Origin of the sequence: Actinophytocola sp. (assembly GCF_050699935.1) — a bacterium.
Taxonomy (GTDB): Bacteria; Actinomycetota; Actinomycetes; order Mycobacteriales; family Pseudonocardiaceae; genus Actinophytocola.
Genome location: NZ_JBOHGB010000044.1, coordinates 16,018 through 36,100 on the forward strand (window position 1 = coordinate 16,018; position 20,083 = coordinate 36,100).

Annotated in this window: 21 protein-coding genes; 8 read left to right on the forward strand and 13 right to left on the reverse strand. The window is 71.1% G+C overall.

The window, feature by feature from the left end:
* Positions 1–34 precede the first annotated feature (34 nt).
* Complete coding sequence (locus ACRDTB_RS16520; RefSeq protein WP_431431199.1) at positions 35–763, reverse strand: lysophospholipid acyltransferase family protein; 729 nt, start codon at positions 761–763, stop codon at positions 35–37.
* Positions 764–829: 66 nt separating this feature from the next.
* A complete protein-coding gene (locus tag ACRDTB_RS16525; RefSeq protein WP_431431200.1) occupies positions 830–1,213 on the reverse strand; it encodes a DoxX family protein in 384 nt (127 codons plus the stop codon).
* Positions 1,214–1,353: 140 nt separating this feature from the next.
* On the opposite strand from ACRDTB_RS16525, the gene ACRDTB_RS16530 reads away from it, so the two are divergent.
* From ACRDTB_RS16530 to ACRDTB_RS16540, 3 genes are all read left to right on the forward strand, one after another.
* The gene (locus tag ACRDTB_RS16530; protein WP_431431201.1) at positions 1,354–1,866 is read left to right on the forward strand and encodes a hypothetical protein; all 513 of its coding nucleotides are present in this window, start codon (positions 1,354–1,356) and stop codon (positions 1,864–1,866) included.
* Positions 1,847–2,257, forward strand: a complete 411-nt coding sequence (locus ACRDTB_RS16535) for a hypothetical protein (protein ID WP_431431203.1) — start codon at positions 1,847–1,849, stop codon at positions 2,255–2,257. Before ACRDTB_RS16530 ends, ACRDTB_RS16535 begins: the two co-directional genes overlap by 20 nt.
* Before the next feature lie 102 nt (positions 2,258–2,359).
* Positions 2,360–3,796 (forward strand): serine/threonine-protein kinase, encoded by a 1,437-nt coding sequence (locus ACRDTB_RS16540; RefSeq protein ID WP_431431204.1) that lies wholly within the window; start codon positions 2,360–2,362, stop codon positions 3,794–3,796.
* On the opposite strand, the gene ACRDTB_RS16545 is transcribed toward ACRDTB_RS16540, so the two are convergent.
* Both ACRDTB_RS16545 and ACRDTB_RS16550 read right to left on the reverse strand, forming a co-directional pair.
* Positions 3,715–4,170, reverse strand: a complete 456-nt coding sequence (locus ACRDTB_RS16545) for a hypothetical protein (RefSeq protein ID WP_431431205.1) — start codon at positions 4,168–4,170, stop codon at positions 3,715–3,717. The genes ACRDTB_RS16540 and ACRDTB_RS16545 overlap by 82 nt on opposite strands.
* A gap of 92 nt (positions 4,171–4,262) precedes the next feature.
* Positions 4,263–4,961, reverse strand: coding sequence for a TetR/AcrR family transcriptional regulator C-terminal domain-containing protein (locus ACRDTB_RS16550; protein WP_431431206.1), 699 nt, complete (start codon positions 4,959–4,961; stop codon positions 4,263–4,265).
* A 116-nt stretch (positions 4,962–5,077) separates the two neighbouring features.
* Between ACRDTB_RS16550 and ACRDTB_RS16555 the strand changes: the two genes are divergently transcribed.
* On the forward strand, positions 5,078–5,485 hold the full coding sequence (locus ACRDTB_RS16555) for a hypothetical protein (protein ID WP_431431207.1): 408 nt from the start codon (positions 5,078–5,080) through the stop codon (positions 5,483–5,485).
* 29 nt (positions 5,486–5,514) lie between these two features.
* Positions 5,515–6,096, forward strand: coding sequence for a hypothetical protein (locus tag ACRDTB_RS16560; protein WP_431431209.1), 582 nt, complete (start codon positions 5,515–5,517; stop codon positions 6,094–6,096).
* A gap of 36 nt (positions 6,097–6,132) precedes the next feature.
* Here ACRDTB_RS16560 and ACRDTB_RS16565 read toward each other — a convergent pair whose 3' ends face one another.
* From ACRDTB_RS16565 to ACRDTB_RS16580, 4 genes are all read right to left on the reverse strand, one after another.
* Complete coding sequence (locus ACRDTB_RS16565) at positions 6,133–6,921, reverse strand: class I SAM-dependent methyltransferase (RefSeq protein ID WP_431431211.1); 789 nt, start codon at positions 6,919–6,921, stop codon at positions 6,133–6,135.
* Positions 6,918–8,516 carry a radical SAM protein gene (locus ACRDTB_RS16570; protein WP_431431212.1) on the reverse strand — a complete coding sequence of 533 codons (1,599 nt, stop codon included), beginning with the start codon at positions 8,514–8,516 and terminating at the stop codon, positions 6,918–6,920. The genes ACRDTB_RS16565 and ACRDTB_RS16570 overlap by 4 nt, the downstream gene beginning before the upstream one ends.
* 35 nt (positions 8,517–8,551) lie before the next feature.
* Positions 8,552–9,736, reverse strand: a complete 1,185-nt coding sequence (locus ACRDTB_RS16575; RefSeq protein ID WP_431431213.1) for a PQQ-dependent sugar dehydrogenase — start codon at positions 9,734–9,736, stop codon at positions 8,552–8,554.
* A 101-nt stretch (positions 9,737–9,837) separates the two neighbouring features.
* Complete coding sequence (locus tag ACRDTB_RS16580) at positions 9,838–10,749, reverse strand: AraC family transcriptional regulator (protein ID WP_431431214.1); 912 nt, start codon at positions 10,747–10,749, stop codon at positions 9,838–9,840.
* 79 nt (positions 10,750–10,828) lie between these two features.
* Here ACRDTB_RS16580 and ACRDTB_RS16585 point away from each other — a divergent pair, with 79 nt between their 5' ends.
* Positions 10,829–11,515, forward strand: coding sequence for a class I SAM-dependent methyltransferase (locus ACRDTB_RS16585; protein ID WP_431431215.1), 687 nt, complete (start codon positions 10,829–10,831; stop codon positions 11,513–11,515).
* A 154-nt stretch (positions 11,516–11,669) separates the two neighbouring features.
* Here ACRDTB_RS16585 and ACRDTB_RS16590 read toward each other — a convergent pair whose 3' ends face one another.
* The 3 genes from ACRDTB_RS16590 to ACRDTB_RS16600 all read right to left on the reverse strand — a co-directional run bounded on the left by ACRDTB_RS16590 (position 11,670) and on the right by ACRDTB_RS16600 (position 15,019).
* On the reverse strand, positions 11,670–12,620 hold the full coding sequence (locus tag ACRDTB_RS16590) for a hypothetical protein (protein WP_431431216.1): 951 nt from the start codon (positions 12,618–12,620) through the stop codon (positions 11,670–11,672).
* A 20-nt stretch (positions 12,621–12,640) separates the two neighbouring features.
* The gene (locus ACRDTB_RS16595; protein WP_431431217.1) at positions 12,641–13,651 is read right to left on the reverse strand and encodes a S1 family peptidase; all 1,011 of its coding nucleotides are present in this window, start codon (positions 13,649–13,651) and stop codon (positions 12,641–12,643) included.
* Between the two features lie 150 nt (positions 13,652–13,801).
* Positions 13,802–15,019, reverse strand: coding sequence for an alkyl sulfatase dimerization domain-containing protein (locus tag ACRDTB_RS16600; RefSeq protein ID WP_431431218.1), 1,218 nt, complete (start codon positions 15,017–15,019; stop codon positions 13,802–13,804).
* Positions 15,020–15,091: 72 nt separating this feature from the next.
* Between ACRDTB_RS16600 and ACRDTB_RS16605 the strand changes: the two genes are divergently transcribed.
* Both ACRDTB_RS16605 and ACRDTB_RS16610 read left to right on the forward strand, forming a co-directional pair.
* Positions 15,092–15,961, forward strand: coding sequence for an alpha/beta fold hydrolase (locus ACRDTB_RS16605; protein WP_431431219.1), 870 nt, complete (start codon positions 15,092–15,094; stop codon positions 15,959–15,961).
* Positions 15,962–16,503: 542 nt separating this feature from the next.
* Positions 16,504–18,393, forward strand: a complete 1,890-nt coding sequence (locus ACRDTB_RS16610; RefSeq protein WP_431431221.1) for an NACHT domain-containing protein — start codon at positions 16,504–16,506, stop codon at positions 18,391–18,393.
* Here the strand turns inward: ACRDTB_RS16610 and ACRDTB_RS16615 are convergent.
* Together ACRDTB_RS16615 and ACRDTB_RS16620 are read right to left on the reverse strand one after the other, a co-directional pair.
* On the reverse strand, positions 18,278–19,024 hold the full coding sequence (locus tag ACRDTB_RS16615; protein WP_431431222.1) for a hypothetical protein: 747 nt from the start codon (positions 19,022–19,024) through the stop codon (positions 18,278–18,280). The genes ACRDTB_RS16610 and ACRDTB_RS16615 overlap by 116 nt on opposite strands.
* 50 nt (positions 19,025–19,074) lie before the next feature.
* Positions 19,075–20,058: a class 1 isoprenoid biosynthesis enzyme gene (locus ACRDTB_RS16620; RefSeq protein ID WP_431431223.1), complete on the reverse strand. Its 984-nt coding sequence runs from the start codon at positions 20,056–20,058 to the stop codon at positions 19,075–19,077.
* Between the last annotated feature and the right edge of the window lie 25 nt (positions 20,059–20,083).

Here is a 20,083-nt window from a genome sequence, read left to right on the forward strand (position 1 = left end):
TCTCGTTTGGCAGTTGGCGGCTTCACCGCGTGGGTCAGCGGTTGGCGTCGAGGGCGGCGGCCGCCTCCGGGGTGGGTGCGGTGCCGCCGAGGTGGGTGGGCAGCCACCACGCCTGCTCGCCGTGCTCGGCGGCGGCGGGGTAGTCGCGCTGCGCCTGGTCGAGGAGCGCGGACATCCTCGCTCGCAGGTCACTGGTGAGCGCGTCCTGGTCGTCGCCGGGGGTCGGGTAGAGCGGCTCGCCCGCCCGGATCAGGATCGGCACGTGGCGCTGGGTGAGGTTGCGTGGCCGGCCTTTGGTCCAGAGTCGCTGGCTGCCCCACACCGTCATCGGGATGATCGGCACGTCGGCCTCGATGGCCATCCGTACCGCGCCGGTCTTGATCGCCTTCACGGTGAAGGATCGGCTGATGGTGGCTTCGGGAAACACGCCGACCACCTCACCGGTCCGCAGCGCGGCCACCGCCTCGCGATAGGAGCCTTGGCCGGCCGAGCGATCGACCGAGATGTGCCGCATGCCCCGCATCAGCGGACCGGCGATCCGGTTGGCGAAGATTTCCTGCTTGGCCATGAACCGGGTCTTGCGTCGCGCGGGCAGCCCCGCGAGCCCGCAGAAGATGAAGTCCAGGTAGCTGACATGGGTGCAGGCGAGCACCGCCCCGCCGGCCGCCGGGATGTGTTCGGTGCCCTTCAGGTCCAGCTTCAGGTCGAGCACGCGGAACAGGGCCTTGCAGCTCAGGATCACCGGCGGGTAGACGAGCTCCACTGTGCCTCATTTCAACGAGCGCTTGCGCCGATCGGTCCGCCACATCTTCGCATCCCGGGCCGACGCTCAACCGGTGAAGGACTCCGGGCCGAAGCGGCCCCACGCCACGAAGCCGGCCAGGACGAGATAGACCAGGTCCCCCACCATGAATGTGGCCTCGCGACGCCGGATGCGGGTGATCACCGCACCAACCATGATCGTCGCCAGCCCCAGGGCGGCCACCGGCACCAGGACCGGCACGATGTCGAGCGCGGCGGGCAGGATCAGACCCACCGCACCCAGGACCTCCAGGGCTCCGATGGACTTGACGCTGCCAGCACTGAAGTCTTCGACCCATCCCCCGCCGCGGACGGTGGCTATCTTCTCCTTCGGAATGATCAGCTTGAGGCTGCCGCCGACGAAATAGGCGACGGCAAGCAGTCCGGCGACGATCCACAGAGCGAGGTTCATGAGGTTCTCCTGGAGGTAGTCGGCGACTCTCGTCCTCAAGACACCGCCGACCCGATCCCTGTGACAGCGCACCATGTTCGGTCCGGGGGCAATGCCGATCCTGGGTGCTCGGGATTCGTTGCGGTCGGGGGTATCGGGTGATGCGGTGGCTGCTCTCCGCCGGCGTGGGCGTCGCCGTGCTGGTGGCCGGGTGCACCGCCGAGCCGGCGACCGATCCGTCGCGGACATCCGAGGCCACCACCGCGGCCCCGCCGCCGCCCACGCCGCCGGACAAGGGCCCGCGGCCCGTGACGATGCCGTTCGGGGACGGGATCGGCTACGTGCGCCCGGAGACGGCCGCACAGGCGATCTGCCAGGCGATCCCCGCGCAGCGGTGGTGGGAGCTCCACGGCGGACCCGTCGGCCGGACGGTCGAGAACCAGGTCGACGACGCCACGTGCGTGGTCGCCAGTGGTGCGTTGAGCGTGCGCCTGGCCATGGCGCAAGGACATCGAGGACATCGGGCCCCGGCTCGGAGACCATCGCCGGTCACGAGGTCCGCATCGGCGACGCGGGGGCGTGGTTCGTGGCCGCCGCGACCGCGCTACTGCCGGCGGGGGAGCGGGACTGGTTTGCGCAGGACGCGTCGGAGACGTGGCCGGTCCCCCACGTGACCATCGAGTCGTCCGGAGGCCAGGACCTCGGCGCCATCCTGCGGCGGCTGCTTGGCGCGCTGCCCGCGGTACCCGCACCGGACGCGCGCGGCCGCGTGCCGTACACACCCACCCGGCCGGTGCCCGGCACCCGCTGCACGGCTTCGCGGCGGTCGTCGACGTCAGTTCGCCCGTCAGTTCGCCCGCCGCCAAGGGGCAGGTCACGTTCACGCTCGCCGGCAAGCCGGCCTGGGTCGTCGCCACCCAGGTCATGGTGCTGCTCGACAGCCCGCCCATCGACCGGCCGCGCCCCGACCAGCGCGTGCTCTACCTGTCCTCGGGCCGGTACGTGGACGACGCCACCCTGCGGGCCGCCGCCGGACGCGTCCTGAGCAGGCTCGGCGAACTGTGAACCTGCACCAGGGGAACCACCGGACGCCTGCCACGGTCGGTTCGACGCGGGCTGTTGGGTGTTTCCGGCCACAGCGCGGGCCGAATCCGGCAGGATGTCACCGTGCCTGGCCCTGAGTGGATCGGCCGCTACCGAGTGTCGCGGTTTCTCGGTAGCGGTGGCTTCGCGTCGGTGTGGCTGGGCACCGACCATGCCCTCGGTGAGCCGGTGGCGATCAAGGTGCTGGCCGAGAACTGGGCGAACGTGCGCGACGTGCACCAGCGGTTCCTGCGGGAAGCGCGGCTGCTGCGCCAGGCGGACTCCGACCGCGTGGTGCGTATGTACGACGTCGGCGAGCTGCCCGACGGCCGGCCGTACTTCGTGATGTCCTACGCCGATCGCGGCACCGTGGCCGACCGGTTGAACGGTGTGGCGCTGCCGGTGCCGGACGCGACGCACATCGCCGTGGAGACCGCCCGCGCGGTGGCGGTGCTGCATCGGCTCGGGGTGGTCCACCGCGACATCAAGCCGTCGAACGTCCTGCTGCAGAGCACGATCGACGGTGGCGAGCGGGTACTGATCGGCGACCTCGGCGTCGCCAAGCATGTCGCGCAGGCCTCCGGGTTCACCGTCGCCGCGGGCACGCCCGGCTACATGTCGCCCGAGCAGGAGGAGCAGCGGCAGGACATCGACGCCCGCGCCGACGTCTACGGGCTCGGCGCGTTCACCTTCCACCTGCTCGCCGGCATCAAGTACCACGCCGGCGCGCTGCAGGTGCTCACCCTGCCCACCCGGCTCGCGCAGGTCCTGGCCCGGGCCCTGGAGCCCGATCGCGACCACCGCTGGCCACACGCCGGCGCCTACGCCGACGCACTCGCGGACGCGATCACCAACACCCTCACCAACACGCCGGCCGGTACCTCGGCGGGCGCGCCGACCGGTGCCCTGGCCGTGGGCCGGGCGAACGGCGTGCCCGTGCCGGTCGCCTATCCCGACGAGGGCGCGACGGTGCCCCACGCGCCACCGGACGGCCGACCGCCATGGCTCGACGCTTCGCAACCGAGCGGCCCGCCCCCGGCCCCTCCGGGACCGAGTTGGCGGCAGAGGCTCCGGCAACACCGCACCGCCGCACTGATCGCGGTGGGGATCGTCGCCATCGGCGTCGTCGCGGTCGTGGCGGCGGCACTCGGTGCCTTCACGTCCGGCGGGGACGAGCAGCGGCAGGCCGCCACGCCACCGCCGAAGACCTGGCCCGCCAAGGTCACCAACACCTGGTCCAAGTCCAAGAACGCCTACCTGGGTACCTACAGCTACCGGAGCCCGTTCGGCCCCGAGCGAGCCGGTAACGGTTATGGCGAAGGCGAGTCCGTCCTGATCGAATGCCAGGAGCGCGACGGCAGAGAGGTCTCCGACCCGTCCTCGGGCCGGTCGTCCACGGTCTGGGACAGGACCACCGAGGGTGTCTACGTCTCCGACCTCTACACGGACTTGCCGAAGGTGTCGGGCGACACGCCGCCGAACGGCATTCCCGCGTGCGGCGACTCCTTCTCCGCCAAGTGAGCCCCGACCGACCCGCTGTAGTTGATCACCGGCGGCCGGCCGGTCGCCTCGCTGGTCGGTGCCGCGGTCCGGCGCCGCACGTCGACGTGGATGCCCGCCACGCAGGCGTCGTGGCCACCTCGAACACCCCGTCGGCGCGTGGGTCGGTCACCTTTGTGCAGCGGGTTGCCGACTCCCGGGATGCGGCGCTTGTCCTCGCGGCACCGCTCGACGAGCGACCGGGCGATGGTCTCGGCGTCCGCCCCACCCGCTTCGGCCACCGCCTCCTGCAGCAGCTGGGCGACGTCGCTGGCCGCGGCGCCCCGGCGGGTGTCGATGGACAGCAGGCCCGCGGCGACGGCGCCCTGGAACGACTCCGGCGAGCACGCACCCATGAACTTGCGCCGTAAGGTATGTCGTAAGGCGGTCAAGGCGCGAGGTGAGTTCGAGATCCGATGAGGAAGATCGTCCGATGCCCGGCGGGGCGTCAGGCCGTCGCGCGAAGCCTTTCGAGGCCGTCGAGGATCAGATCGAGTCCGAACTCGAACTCGACCTGGTCGTCGCACCAACCCAGCGTCGAGTCCGGGTCGTCGTGGGCGACCTCGCCCATCATCTCCACCACATAGGGCACCTGGTCGACCAGCTGCTCGAGCATCTCCGTGGCCGCGTCGTCGTCACCGTCGTTGTTGGCCGGCTCGAACAGCTCCTGGGTGAAGCCCAGCGCCCGGCTGCCCAGGGCGTGCAGCGCGTGATGGATCAGGTCGTAGCTGAAGCCGCCTGCTCGCAGCACACCGACCACCGCGTCGAAGTACCGCACCACCGCCAGGCTCGTGGTGGTGCGTGTCCCGAAGACACCAGGCGCCCAGGGATGGCGGAGCAGTACCCCGCGTGCCGCGAGAATCCGCGCGCGCAACGCCGTCTTCCAGCCGTCCTCGGCCGCTGGCACGTCGGCCCGGTTCACGGCCTCGTCGATCTCGCCCATGATGACCTCGACGACACCGTCCAGGATCGCCTCCTTGTTGGCCACGTGGTAGTACAGCGACATCGCCTCCACCCCGAGCGCCTCGGCGAGGCTGCGCATGGTGAGTGACTCGATCCCACGCGCGTCCGCGACGGAGACGGCGGCGCGGAGCACCCGCTGCCTGTTCAACGGGACCTGAGGTCCGGGTCCTGTTTCGGTAGCCACGACATCCACTCCTGCCACGCACCTCGACCGTACGACGTAAGTCTGGACCAGGCTCGTCGGGTTCGGGGCACGAGGCCCGCCGGTCTGGCAGAGTCGAGCGAGAGGAGGCCGGTTCGATGACCCAACCCGACCAGAGCCACCAGAGCTACGAGCAGGGCCACGAGCGCGGCCGGCCGGGGACGGCGACCGGCCGGTTGCCGGTGTGGCGGATGGGGCTGGCGAGTGGGCTGGTGGGCATCCTGTGCTGCGTGGGCCCGACCGTGCTGGCGTTGCTGGGGATCGTGTCCGCGGGCACGGCGTTCAGCTGGGCCACGAACCTGTACGGCGACTTCGCCTGGTGGTTCCGGCTCGGCGGCCTCGCCGTCCTGGTCCTGTTGGTATGGGTGGCGCTGCGTCGACGTGACCAGTGCGGCATCGCCGGCCTGCGGCACCACCGGCGCCGGATCGCCGGGGTGCTCGCGGTCGCGGTTGCCACCTACCTGGCGCTGTACGGCCTGACCACCTGGCTGGGCACCTTCGCCTGACGGAAGCCAAGGCACGGAAGGATGCCGCTGTGGGCCGGAAATCTCGGATACTGACCGGGTCGCTGGCCGTGACGACCGCGGCCGGCGGCCTCGCGGCGGGTGCCTACCTGGGGCTGGTCACGGCCGCGATACCGCTCGATTTGGGCGTTGGGCGGCGAATGCGCCCGCTGGGTCCGCTGTCGGTCGACGTGTGGGCGCCGCGGGAGGTGGTGTTCGATCTGCTGGCCGAGCCCTACCTGGGGCGCGCCACCCGCGCGATCCGGGAGAAGGTGACGGTGCTGGAACGCGGCAGCGACATGGCGCTGGCCGCGCACCGCACTCCGGTCCGCGGACGGCTGGTGGCCACCACCGTGGAGACGGTCCGGTTCACCCGACCGGACCGCGTGGACTTCCGGCTGGTGCGCGGCCCGGTGCCGCACGTGGTCGAGCGGTTCCTGCTCACCGAGCAGCCCTTCGGCACCCGCCTCGAGTACACCGGTGAGCTGGGCACCGACCTGTGGGCCGTGGGCGAATGGTGGGGTGCGGCGGTCGCCGGCCGCTGGGAGCGGGCCGTCACGGACACCTTCCACGCCGTGCGAACCGAGGCCGAACGACGCACCGGTCGCCACTGACGAGCTCTGAACGGCACGAGGTGCGACGGGGAGGTGTCAGGGCTTCTCGGCGACCAGGAGGGCGTAGCCGATGAGGCCCTGCCTGGCCGCGCGGGAGGCCAGGGAGGTGTGGCGCAGCACGGTGTCCACGTCGACACCGGCCTCGGTCAGTCGGTCGGCCGCGGTCATGCGCAGCAGCGTCAGCCTCGCCTCGATCGCCTCGATCATCACCGCGATGGCGTCGTCGTGGGATTCGGTGCGCACGGTGCGCAGTCCGGCGTTGGCCAGGAGGTCCGCGTACCCGGCCAGCGGGCGAGCGTCGGCGATGCAGGCCACCCACGCCGCCAGCGTGGTCAGCTCCTCCGGCAGACCGGATTCGGTCACGGTGACGTCGGTGATGCCGACCTTTCCCCCAGAGCGCAGCACTCTGGCGAACTCGGCCGCGGCCGTTGCCTTGTCCGGGAACGTGCAGAACGCGCACTCGCACACCACCGCGTCGAACGCGTTGTCGGGCAAGGGAAGGCGTTCGGCGTCGCCCACGTGGAACCGGACCGTCCCCGCGAGCCCGGCCTGCTCCGCCGCCGCTCGCGCACGCTCCACTCCGGACTCGCCGAGGTCCACGCCGTCCACACCGACGTCGTACTCGCTCGCCAGCGCGCACGCGGTCGCCCCGGGACCAGACGCGATGTCGGCCACCCGCTGTCCGCTCCGCAGCCCCAGCACGTCGGCCAGTCTCCGGGTGAGAGCCAACCCGCCGGGGTGGTAGGACTCGCCGAGCACCAGCGCCACCGCGTCCTGCCCGTAGGCGGCGGCGCAACAGGCTTTGATCTCCTCCGGGGTGCTCATCGCTCCACTGCCCGGCGCCCGACGTTCGTGGTGTCGGGCGCGACCACCGGCCCGTCGCCAGTCCCGTTGCCGTTCCCGGCGATCTTCGAGCCGTATGGCGAGTCGGTGACCAGAGGCTGGAGCTCGATCGCGTTGGGCACCACGTCAGCCACGCGAACGCCGGACATCTGTTCCCGGACCTGTTCGCGGTAGCCCACGGAGTTGTAGGCGCAGAACGGGATGATCCGCCCGTCCGGGGTGATCTCCTCCACGCAGCACTTCATCAGCTGCTTGACGTTGAGCGTGTAGGGGTCCTGGAAGTCCTGCACCACGATCATGAACGCCCGTTCGTCGAGCTCCTTCACGGCCTGGGGCAGGTCGATCCCGCACGCGGCGCACTCCAGCTCCGCCGCGGTGGTTTCCAGGCTGCGGGCGGTGGTGTCCGCGCCCATGAACGCCGAGGCGCTCCACAGCTTCTCCAGCGCGGCCCGCACCGCCGCGTCGGGCAGCACCCGGTTGGTGACGTAGTCCAGGTACTCGTCCAGGTTGATCAGCCTCGGGATCGGCACGACGTCGGTGCGGTCGGGCTTGCGGTCCACCAGCAGGTAGGTGATCGAGCGGCAGGTCGGGAAGCAGCACGGCACCGGGAAGAAGTCGTTCGTGCGCAACCAGTCCGGGCACTGGTCGGCGATCAGCTCGATCACGTCGGAGTTGGTCAGCCGGGTCAGCGGGTCGAACTCCACGTGCCGCCCGGAGTGCGTGACCGGCTGGAAGGCCACGGTCCGCACCGCCGGATGCTCGATGCCGAACCGCACGACGTCGCCGACCTCGTGCTCGTTGAGACCGCGTTCGACCGCGGCCACCAGGGTGACGGTCAGGCCGGCCGCGGCGCAGTTGTCGAGCGCCCGTCGTTTGCGGTCGCGGAGGTCCGTGCCGCGGATCTCGCGGTGGGTGCGTTCGTCGAACCCGTCGAACTGCAGGTACACGTTCACCGGCCGACCGGGCCGGTTGCGCTCGGCCAGCGCGGCGACGAACCGCTTGTCGGTCGCGAGCCGGATGCCGTTGGTGTTGAGGTTGACCACCTTGATCGGCCGGGACTGCGCGGCGTCGATGAAGTCGAGGATGTGCTTGTGGATGGTCGGTTCCCCGCCGGAGAACATCACCACCTCGGGCTCGCCCTCCGAATCGACGAACACGTCCAGCATGCGTTCGCACTGCTCCAGGGTGATCGCATACCCGTCAGGCTGGTGGCCGGAGTCGGCGAAGCAGATCGGGCAGTCAAGGTTGCAGGCCGTGTTGACCTCGATGATCCCCAGGCACGCGTGCTGCTTGTGCTCCGGGCACAGCCCACAGTCCGACGGGCAGCCGTCCTTGACCTCGGTCTGGAAGGTGAGCGGGATCGTGCCCGGCTTGTTGAACCGCGCCGAGGCCAGGTACGCCCGCGCGTCGCCGTAGACCAGCGCCTCGAACCAGCCGTGCTCGCGGCAGCGCTTACGCAGGAACACCTTGTTCTCACGGATGTTGACCTGCGCGTCCACCACGACTTTGCACACCGGGCAGACGCTCTTGGTGTACTCGACGAACACCTCGTCGCGGTCCCGCTTGGCTCTCACCACTGGCCGCACCCCGCTTCCGGTCGCGACCCCCATGGTCACACAGCCGGGACGTGTTCGAAGGAGACGCGGAAGAGCCTGCCCGGCTGGTCGTTCACCACGTAGAGCTCGCCCGCCTCGTCGGCGCCGAACGCGGTGACCGTCTCCGGGAAGGCGCCGATCGTGCCGCTGGTGTAGGTGCCGTCCGCGTTCGCCCGCAGTGCCCACGCGGTGGCCGAGCAGTAGTCGGTGGCCACGTACGTGCCGCCGGCCAGGTCGGCGAACCGCTCGCCGCGGTAGACGAAGCCGCCGATCACCGCGCAGCCCTCGGTACCGGAGGCGTAGTGGAACACCGGGTCGGTGTACTCGACGTCGGGCTCGCACCGCTGCTCGTCGAAGACGTTCGGGCCCTCCATGCACGACCAGCCGAAGTTCACCCCACCCTGGGCACCGGCGATGTGGTCGACCTCCTCGAACCTGCCCTGCCCGACGTCCGCGATCCACAGCGAGCCGTCGGCCTCGTCGAACGAGAACCGCCACGGGTTGCGCAGCCCGTAGGACCAGATCTCCGCCCGCGCCCCGCTCACGCCGACGAACGGGTTGTCCGCCGGCACGCAGTAGGGCAGGTCCCCGCAGGTCGCGCTCACGTCGATCCGGACGATCTTGCCGAGCAGGGTGTTCAGGTTCTGCCCGTTCTCGAGCGGGTCCCCGCCGCCACCGCCGTCGCCGATGCCCAAGTACAGGTGGCCGTCCGAGCCGAACATGAGGTGCCCGCCGTTGTGGTTGCCGAACTCGGCGTGCTCCTGGACCAGCAGCACCTCCTCCGCCCCGGTGTCGAGCCGGATCCGGGACAGCGTCACCGCGCCGTTCGGCAGCGCCGTGTAGGCGACGTAGACGGCCTGGCTCTGCCCGAAGTCGGGCGCGACGGCCAGACCGAGCAGCCCCCGCTCGTTCTCCGACTCGTCGACCCGGTCGGTGATGTCGAGCACCGGCTCGGCCTCGAGCCCGGTGTCGGGGTGGAATCCGCGGACGGTACCGGACTTCTCCGTGATCAGCAGGCGCCCGCTGCCGTCCTTCAGCGCGGCGATCGCGGTCGGCCGCGCCAAGCCCGCGGCGACTTCGGTGGTCGCGACGCGAAGCTCGTCCAGCGGAACGTCCGCCCTGGCCTCCATCCCACTGGCCGCCCCACTGGCCGCACCGATCATGGACAGCAGCAGGGCGCCGACAGCGGCTGGGATGGCCATGAACCAGCGACCTCGCCATTGACGTCGCGACATGTGAACTCCCTCGGCAGGCAGCAGACGGACATTGGTCTAGACAATGATCTGCGGACCGCTGTGGGTAGTCAACCCGCTACAGGCGGCGCGGCACTACGCCACCGCGCGGGGCTCGTCCCGTGCACCTTGCCGAAGACGCGGGTGAAGTAGCCGGCGTCCGGGAAGCCCACCCGCCTGCCCACCTCGCCGATCGGCAGCTCGGTCGCGACGAGCAGCCGCCGGGCCTGCACCATCCGCCGCTCGGTGATCCACTCCTGCACGGTGCGGCCGGTTCGTCGGCGTACCGTCGAGGTCAGGTGGCCCGGGGAGATGTTCACCGCGGCGGCCACGTCGCGCAGAGACAGCGGTTGCGGGTAGCGCCGCTCGATGACCTCGAACACCTCGGCGAGCAGTGGTTCCCGGTTCTCGCGCAGGTCGCCCACCACGTCGGCGGCCAGCCGGGAGACACCGACCAGCAGCAACACCAGGTGGGCCAGCACGGCCTCCCGGTAGCCGTCCCGGCGTTGCGCCAGCTCGTCGTGCAGGGCGCGGATCCGGGCGACCCACTCGGGCCGGTCCGGCTCGGGCACCCGCAGCCGCAGCGCGCCGATGGCCCCGCCGCGGACGAACGGGAACAGCAGCGGGTGGGTGCGCCAGGCCAGGTGCGCACCGGGGACGTCCGGGCCGAGCGCGTCGGCGGTGAAGAACACGCCCCAGCCCTGGCAGTCCGCCAGGTCGGCGGCGTGGATGCGGCCCATCACGTCGCCGGGTGCGATCACGAACAGGTTGCCCGCCTCGATCGGCCAGGCCCGCCGGCCGGTGCGCAGCAGCCCGCCGGTGGTCTCGAAGTACGCCAGGCCGGGGAAGTCGTGCGTGTGCTCCTCGAAGGAGCCGTCCGCCTCCCAGCCGTGCTCCAGCCGCCAGGTCGCCACGGGCAGCTCGCCGGGCGTCGGCACCATCGAGTAGGTCGGGGGCCGGTCCCGGCCCGGGGCGGTTCGCATGGTTCGCACCGTCGAATCATCCCATTCGAGCCACGTATCGGTACATACCCGCTGCTCTGGGAAAGGCCAGAATGGCGGTATGACCGAAAGAACGTCTCATCCACAGGTCGAACGGGACTACATCCCGGGCCTGGGCAAGCAGTTCCTGACGCCGCTCTACGACGTGGTGCACCATGTGTTCGGGCTGGCGCCGGTGCACGAGGAGATGGTCACGCTGTCCGCGCCGCGGGACGGGCACCGGGTGCTGGACGTCGGCTGTGGCACCGGGAACCTGTTGCGGTCGACCGGAAAGCGGCACCGCGACGTCGAGCTCGTCGGGCTGGACCCGGACGCGAAGGCGCTGTCCCGTGCCGGGCGCAAGGCCCGGCGGGCCGGCCTCAGAATGCGGCTGGACCGCGGGTTCGCCCAGGAGCTGCCCTATCCCGACGGCTCGTTCGACGTGGTCTTCTCCAGCCTGATGCTGCATCACCTGGACGGCCCGTCGAAGGACGCGCTGCTGGCGGAGGTTCGCCGCGTGCTGCGGCCCGACGGGCTGCTGGTCCTGGCCGACGCGGTGCTCGAGGAGCACGGCCACGGAATCGGCTGGGGGCGCCGGAACCGCGGGGCCCGCGGCCGGATGCGCGAGCAGATGCGGGACAACGTCGGCGACGCCGTGTCCCGGCGGATCGCCGCGGCCGGCTTCACCGTGGAGCCGACCCGCATCACGGCGCTGCGCATCGGCGGGAAGATCGGCATCGAGGTGGCCCGTCCGAGCGGACCAGACTAGGGCTTGTCTCGTGGATCATCGTGTGAGGTCTTGTGCCGACCAACGAAACCTCAGGGGTACCGTGACGGCACTCAGCCACAATCCACCGGATATCCGCACTGTTCGCCGGGACGTAACCAACACTTTTAATTCCGGGGAGGCGGACTAGTCCCGGTCAGGTCGGCGCGGTGGCCAGGCGCAGCTCGTGCGCACCGTCGTCGCGGGAACGCTCGTAGTACAGCCACCATCGGCCGTCGACGAGCAGGGCGTCGACGTAGCGCACCGAGCCGGTGCCATGCCGCGAGGTGAGCCACGGGCCGTCCGGGGACAGCGACGACCAGTGCCGAAGGTCGTGGGAAACCGCTACGCCGCAACGCTCCTCGTAGTTCTCCGCGTGCCCGGCGGAGCCGTCGTAGAAGCCGAGATAGCCGCCGTGGATCGCCACCATGCTGTTCAACCGTGCCTGGTAGCCGTCCCAGCCGTCGCCGGTCCGCAGCACCGCGCCGTGCCAGTCGAACCGGCGGACGTCGAGGCTGGTGGCCATGCCGGTCGGATGCGTGGTGGCGCCGACGTTGTAGATGTCGGCGGAGCCGTGCGCCTCCGGCGGGAGGTCCGCGCGCGCCTCGGCGTAGGAGGCGAAGAGATAGGTCACCGGTCCGACCCGCATCGTGTAGGGATCCTTGACCCCCTCGGTACCCGTGGACTCCGCGGTCAACACCGGTTCCGCGTTCGCCACGTCGAACCGGTCCGGCGCGTCCGCGGTGAGCACGTCGATCCGCCAGCGGTTGTCGGTCGGGTCCACATAGGACATATAGAGCCGGTAGCGGCCGTCGCCGGTGGGCAGCAGGCTGAACCGCTCCATCGACGGGGTGCCCAGCTCGTCCTTGTGTACGGACCACACGTCGGTGAAGCGCACTCCGTCCACACTGGTCGCGACCGCACAGCGCCAGCCCCGCTCCGCCTCGGCGCCGCGGGGGCGGCGCTGCCGGTAGGTCAGCAGGAACCGGCCGTTCTCCGGCTCATGCAGGACCGCGGGGCAGCCCACCCAGTAGCCCGGCTCGTCGCGCTCCGGCGCCATCACGACGACTCCGTCGTCCGGGTCGAACGAAGGCAACGGCTTGGCCACCCGGCCGCCCGCCGTACGGCTCAGCCGGTTACCAGGCTGAGCCCGTAGGTCTGCAGGATCGGGTTCACCGGCTGAAAGAAGCAGGTGAAGCTGTTGCCGCCGGACACCACGCCCTGCGCCTGGCCGTCGGAGATGAACGCGCCACCGGAGTCACCCGGCTGGCACAGCGCGTTCGTCGCCGTGAGGCCGGTGACGGTGCCCTCCGGGTAGTTCACGGTCTGGTTCTTCTCACCGATGGTTCCCTGGGTCACGCCGGTCGTCGAGCCGGACTTGCTGACGCCCGCCCCGGTCGCGGCCTCCTGCGAGCCGGAGACGCCGCCGACGCCGGCCACCTGGCCGACGGGAGTCCAGTCGGCGCTCGCCCGCACCCACGCGTGGTCGGCGCCGGGGAACTGGGAGCCACCCCAGTCGCCGAGCGGCTGGCCGTCCTTGGTCAGCGCGCCGCCGCCGGTGAGCGCCTCGCAGTGGCCGGCGGTGACGAAGCCGCCGTCGACCGAGAACCCGACCGAGCAGCGGGACTGGCCGATGTTGTACGGCTCGCCACCCTGGATGTCCGCGAACAGGCGCGGCACCTCGGCCGACTCATCGATGCGCACGTCATCGATGCCGACGGAGGCGGCGAAGTTCCGCGCGTCCGCGGCGGCGCCGGGCAGGACGGTCATGTTGATCGTGTTGTGCCGCACGTCGACACCCCACACCGTCACCGAGTCCGGCGCTGTCGCCTCGGCGGCGTTCAGGTCCGCCACCATCGCGTCCAGCTCCGCGGCGCTGTGGCGTACCACCTTCGCCTCGGCGCCGGACTCGGTCACCTCGGCCGCCTTCGCGGCGTCGGTCACCGCGACGACGAGGCGACCCTCCTCGATCCAGGCGCCGCCGAAGTCGTGGCCGAGCCTCGTGTCGAGGGTCTGTGCGGTCGTGGACATGTCGAGCTCGTCCATCGGCGCCGCGGTGGCCGAGGTGTCGAGCGGCACCGCCACGGCGATGGCCAGCATGCCCGCGCCCGCGAGCAGGGCCGATTTCCTGATGGTCATGGGACGTCTCCTTCGCAGGGTACGCAGCACGCGGATTGACATGAAGACGGCTGACCAGCTTTGAACGTTATAACGCTCCGTGTTGATGCGGTACAAGAGCCGTGATGAAAGTACCGACGAAAGTATTTCCGGGCCGATGTGGCTCGTGGGTCAGGTGGCGGCGCGGTAGATGCCACGTGCCATCGTGGACGTCGCGGCATCGGCGAGGGCGGTGAAGACCGCGCCGTGTGTGGCCCGAATGTCCTCATCGGACGGATCGGCCTGGACCGCCAACTCGGCCAGGCGCGCGGCGATACGGGGCTCGTCCTCGGCCAGCGCACGCGAGGCTCGCTCGGCCAACGCGTGCGGGCCACCGCACAGCTCGGCGATCACCGCCGCCTCCCGGCTCGCCGGAGCCGGTTTCAACGACGCCGGGTCGCCGTCCCACCAACCGCCGTAGAGTCGCCAGATGTTGCGCACGATGAACTCGGGCTCGTCGTAGGCCGGTCGCAGGTAGGGCTTGTCGGCGAGGTGCGCTGGCACGGTGACGGTCTGGATGATCTCGTCGAGCCGCGCTCCGCGGTTCATCAGTTCCAGCGTCTGGGCGAGCAGCGACTCCAGGTACTCGGCGGTGCCGGTCAGCGCCTCTCGGACCCGGTCGGCGCCGGCGATGGGCGGGCCGTGGCTGGGCACCAGGTACGAGGCTCCGGCCGCGTCCATGGCGCGCAGTGCCGCCGCCCACTCGGCCGGGTAACGCTGGGCCTTCTGCGGGTTGCCACAGTTGGGTGCGTTCCAGATGAACAGGTCTCCCGGCAGCACCATGTCGAGCTCGGGAACGTGGGCCCAGAGATGGTCGTCGGTCTCGCCGCGGGCGTGGCGCAGGGTGAAGGTCAGTCCACCGAGCTCCATTGTGTACTGATCGCGGAATGTCCGGTCCGGGTAGCGGTACTCGCGCGGCCACCGCAGCTCCGGTACGCCGAACTGGCGCCGGTTGATCAGCTCGTTGTATCCGCTCGTCAGCACGTACCGGTCGAAGCGCCGGGGTAGCGCCTCGTGCGCGATCACGACCGGCCTGGGCCCCGGCTCGGCGTCGAACGGCGCCATGCCGCCGACATGGTCGACGTGGCCATGTGAGTAGATCGCGTAACGCACCGGGTCCGCGCACCACCGGCGAATCGCCTGATGTGTCGCCGTCGCGGCGAACTCGAGGCCGGTGTCGAACAGCAGCAGGCCCTCGCCGGTGCGGAACACGATGACGTTGGAGAACCCCGGCACCACCGCGACCGCGTCGGTGAGCTCGTGGGCGGCACCCCAGAGGGACACGTCGGTGAGCAGGCCGTCCATGCCGATCTCGCCGCGCCACATTCGTTCCGCGTAGTCCGTCAACATGGCGCACACTATGGCTCCGAGGTGCGGTACGTGTCGAGGTCGGCTCGACGCAGGGGAGGGGTGTCCACCGCCATGAAGACGACGCACACGCTGGAGACCGCCGAGGTCGACATCGCCTATGACGTGTACGGCCCGCGTCCCGCCGCCGGCGCACGCCCACCGCTGTTCATGATCGGCCAGCCCATGGACGCCAGCGGCTTCGACACGTTGGCGTCGTACTTCCCCGACCGCACGGTGGTCACCTACGACCCGCGCGGCCTCGGCCGCAGCACGCGCAAGGACGGCCGGGTCGACCACGCGCCCACGGTCCAGGCGGGCGACGTGCACGCCGTCATCGAGGCGCTCGGTGTCGGCCCGGTCGAGATGTTCGCGAGCAGCGGCGGCGCGGTGACCGCGCTCGCGCTCGTGGCGGCCCACCCCGGCGACGTGATCACCCTGGCGGCACACGAGCCGCCGCTGATCCCGGTGCTGCCCGACGCCGCGGCCGCCGAGCGCGCCCGCGCCGGCATCCGGGACGCCTACGAGGCAAGGGGGTCCGGGGCCGGCATGGCCGCCTTCATCGCGATGACGTCGTGGCGAGGCGAGTTCACCGACGACTACTTCGCCCAGCCCCCGGCGGATCCCGCCGCGTTCGGGATGCCGACCGAGGACGACGGCTCCCGGGACGACCCGCTGCTGTCCGACCGGTCCTGGGCCGTGAGCGACTACCGCCCCGATGTCGACGCGCTGGCCGCGGCGCCGACGCGCGTCGTGATCGCCGTGGGCGAGGAGTCCCTGGACACCTTCACCGGACGCACCGCGGTGGCCACCGCGGAGCTGCTCGGTCAGCAGCCGACCGTGTTCCCGAGCCACCACGGCGGCTTCCTCGGTGGCGAGTTCGGCTACGCCGGCCAACCCGAGGCCTTCGCACGCGAGCTGCGCGACGTTCTCGGCGACTCCTGACACCGCGCGGTGCCCGTGTCGGCGAACCTGCCAGGCGCCTGGCAGCACTGTCCGACAACGCTCGCCGTCTCGGTTGCCGGCCGCTGGTAGCCCTCCAGGAACGCCGCCCCGAGCCCGCCCCGGCCCAGCTGGCCCGACCAGGCCGTTGAGCTCCGAGCTGACTGTGCGCCAGCCACGTCCCATGACACCCACGGCCCGCTCGCCCACGACGAACGGCTCGTGCCGCGCACGTTCTTCGTGCTGGGCGGTGGTTACGACGAGGACAATCTCGTCGTCAAGGACGCCGTCACCTGCATGCGCGTGCGCTGCCCGACGGGGCGCCGATCCGCATCGACACGTTCTGACCGGCCGGCCCACGCGGCTCGTCGTGGGCGGGCGTCGGGCGAGTGGCCGGTATCGCTTGCCGGGCAACCGGTTTCGGGGTCGTGATGATCAAAGTCCTGGTGTGTGCTTGCCAGGTCCGATTGAATGAGGCGGTGTCTCGACAGGCGGGGTTAGGACGGGTCGCCCTCTGGGCGACGGTGGCATTGGGACTGTCGGTCATGTGGTTGCGCTACGGCGCGGCCGTGGCCACCACGTTGCTGACGATCGTCTCCGGCGCTGCCGCGCTGGTGGACGTCGTCATGACCTGGCGGTCCCGCAACCGGGAACCCAGTACCGACGAGCAGCTGGCCGAGGCGGCGCAGGCGCTGGCCAGAGAGGTTCGCACGCAGTGGGAGGCCGAGGCCGGCCGTCGGCTGCTCCAGGACGCCGGTGAGCTGACCGTGCGCTGGCGTACCGGCGCGGACAGCGGCGACCTCCGCGAGATCGTCACCTCGTACGCCGACGAGCCCCGCAGGCTCGTGGTAGTCGGTGAGCCGGGCTCGGGCAAGACCGGCCTGTGTCTGTTGCTGACGCTCGAGATACTGCGCCGGCCCGATCCGCCGACGGTGCCGGTGATCCTCCAGGTCTCCTCGTGGGACCCGACCGAGAACCTCTACGCCTGGCTCATCCGCAGCATCACCGAGCAGTACCCCTTCCTCGGCGACGAGGTTCGCTACGGTCGGGACGCGGTGCGGGACCTCGTCAGGCGGCAACGGATCCTGCCGGTGCTGGACGCGCTGGACGAGATGGCGGAGCATCGCCGGGCCGGTGCGCTCGCGGCCATCACCCGGGACGCCCGCCCGGGCGAGCCGTTCGTGTTGACCTGTCGCACCGCGGAGTTCGAGGGCGCGAACGCGGCCGGGGTCGTGCGCGACACGCAGGTCGTGCGGTTGCTGCCCGTGGACTCGGAGGCTGCGGCCGACTACCTGCACGAGGCGGCTTCCGACGTCGGCCTCGACCGGTGGGAAGCGTTGCTCGTCCGGCTGGCGGCCGACGACGGGCCGGTCGCCGAGGTGTTGCGCACCCCGCTGATGCTCTTCCTCGCCCGGACCGCCTACGCTCACCCGGACTCCGATCCGGGTGAGCTGCTCGCGCTGCCGGATGCCCGCCAGGTCGAGGAACGGCTGCTCGACCTGTTCCCCCGACAGGTCTTCGCCACCCGGCCGCCCTCGCCACTGTCCGACGTGCCTCGCCCGGCCCGGCAATGGGACCCGGCCGATGCCGAGCGGTGGCTCGCCTTCCTCGCCAAGCACAGCGAGCGGGAGATCGCGTGGTGGCGGATGCGGAACCTGGTTCCCTTGCGGTGGTTCGTGAGCCGCTCCATCGCGGTCGGTGCGGTGACCTGCACTCCGCTCGGCTGGCTGCTATTCGCGTTGTTCGGCAACCCATGGCTGGGCGTCCTCGTCGGCTTTGTGGTGGGGGTGTGCAGCTCGGCCGCCCTGAGTCTCGTGCCGGCCGACCCGCCGAGACGGTTCGTGCCGCGCCTGCTGCGCAGGCGGGAGCTCGGCCGCGAGCTCGCCTTCGGGTTGATCGGCGCGATCGTCGGCGGTGTCGCGGTCGGCCTGCTCTACGGCGCGGGCTACGGCATCGCGATCGGGCTGGTCTTCGGCCTCGCCTTCGGCCTGGTGCGCCGGTTCACCGAACCGACGGAGGCCGGCGAGGCCGCGACACCGATCGGCATGCTGCGCAGCGACCGGCTCGCGGTCTGCTACGCCGCCGGGCTCGGCGCGGTCGTCGGCGCGGTCGTCGGCGCCGTCATGGGTGGTGTCGTCGGCGCGGACACCCGTGGGCTGGTGATCGACATCGACAACCCGTTCCTGCTCGGGCTCCTCGGTGGGGTCGTCGGCGCCGGGATCGGTGCCGGTGGGCTGGGCCTGGTCGTCCAGGCCACCAGCGCGTGGGGCCGGTTCATCACCACCAGGGTGTGGCTCGCCCAGCGGGGTGCCGCGCCACTCAGGCTGATGGCGTTCCTGGAGGACGCGCACCGGCTCGGGGTGCTGCGCCAACTCGGCCCGTACTACCAGTTCCGGCACGCCTTGCTACAGGACCGGCTGGCCGTGCGGTGGTGACGACCAGCGGCGTGCCCAGCTGCCAGTAGGTGGTACGGCCGGCGGGCCGCGGGGCGTACCGGGCCGCGGCGAACCGCACACGTGCGGGCGAGCCCGGCCGCGACGTGGGAAGAACCGTGACGTCGCGCAGGTGCCGGAAGACCCGCTCCAGCGCGGCCGGCTCGTGGCAGAAGTCGATCACGACGGGCGCGTCGCCGTCCGTGCGGTCCAGCAGATCCCGCACGGCGTCCGGGTCGGTGAGATCGAAACCGTGGCCGTCGACGGTGAACCGGACGACCTCGAAGCGGCTGTGCCGCAGGTGGGCCGACTGTGTCTCGAGCCAGGTCGGCTCGAACTCGCGCTGCCGGTGCTCGACCACCCGTAGCGCCGCGACGCGCAGCGCCGTGTACACGGCCAGCGCGACCCCGAGGGTGGTCACCGGCTCCCGCAGCCAGCCGACGGACAGCACCTGGCCGGCGAGGACCAGCAGCACCGCGAGGACGAGCAGCCGCGGGGTACGGCGATGCGCGCGGTCGAACACCGGCTCCCGCAGCAGCGTCAGGCCGAACCGGACGGCCGCCGCCAGCCGCCCGGCCGGGGCAAGCGGCACCGGCAGGTCGGGTCGAAGCGGGGACGGGTCGACGCTCGCCACTGGCCCACTTTCCCTCGTCGTTCGGCGTCTGTCACTAGGCATATCGTCGTTCACGCCGGTTCGCGACGGGAGTTGACGGAACGGACACGCTCGCGTGTCACCCGTACCAGCACGCGGAACGGCCGGTGCCGGGCCGGCCACCCGGGGCACCGGTGCCGCAGCAGCGCGAACCACAAGGTCAGGTACAGCACCGCGCTGAGGGGCTGGTCGCGTCCGAGGCAGGCGCGCAGCGCCGGACGCAACGACCGGAGCTGCCGGCAGATGTGCGCCAGCGTGAGGTCGTGACGGGTCGCCGACGTGGTGATCCCGGAGCGACGGTCCGCCGCTACGTCCACGTAGTCGTCGAGCAACTGCAACACGGCGCCGAGCTCGCGCGCGACCGCGACCTGCCGCTCGGTCATCCCGGGATGCAGCAGCCCGACGAACACGACCATCGCGTGGCCGCCCTTCGCCCTGGTGATCTCGGTCAGCGTCGCCGGGCTGATGGCCGGGTCCCGCTGCGTCCGGGAGCGGATCTGGTTGTCGTGCAAGGCAAGCAGCGCGGCGTAGACGGGATCGTCGCGGTCCCGGGCGAGTTGCCGTTCCAGCTCCCGGTACAGCGCGTGCAGCACGCGTTCCCGGGTGGTGCGCGGTGTCACCGCCTCGCCGCTGAACAGGCCCGCCACCCGAGCGTCCGTGCTGTCATCCGTGCTGTCGTCCGTTGTGTCGTCCGTTGTGTCGTCCGGGATGTCCGCGCTGTCGATCAGGTCGTCGTAGACGCGCGCGACCGCGCCGCCGAGCACCGCGATGTCCGTCCGGAACGGCACGCCGGCCGTCGTGGCGTAGGCGGCCAGCAGGAAGCTCAGCTTCGCGCACACCTCGTACGTCGCGTCGTCGAGATAGGCATGGGCACCGAACCTGGCCATGATCGGCGCGACTACCCGGTCGAACTCGGCGACGTACTCGGCGACGCGCCCGCGCACGGGCGGCAGGCGTCCGGCGAGACCGGCGGAGCGGACCAGTTCGGCGAGATCTCGCCACAGTCCGCTGCCCATCCTTCGATTCGAGCGGGTGGGTCCG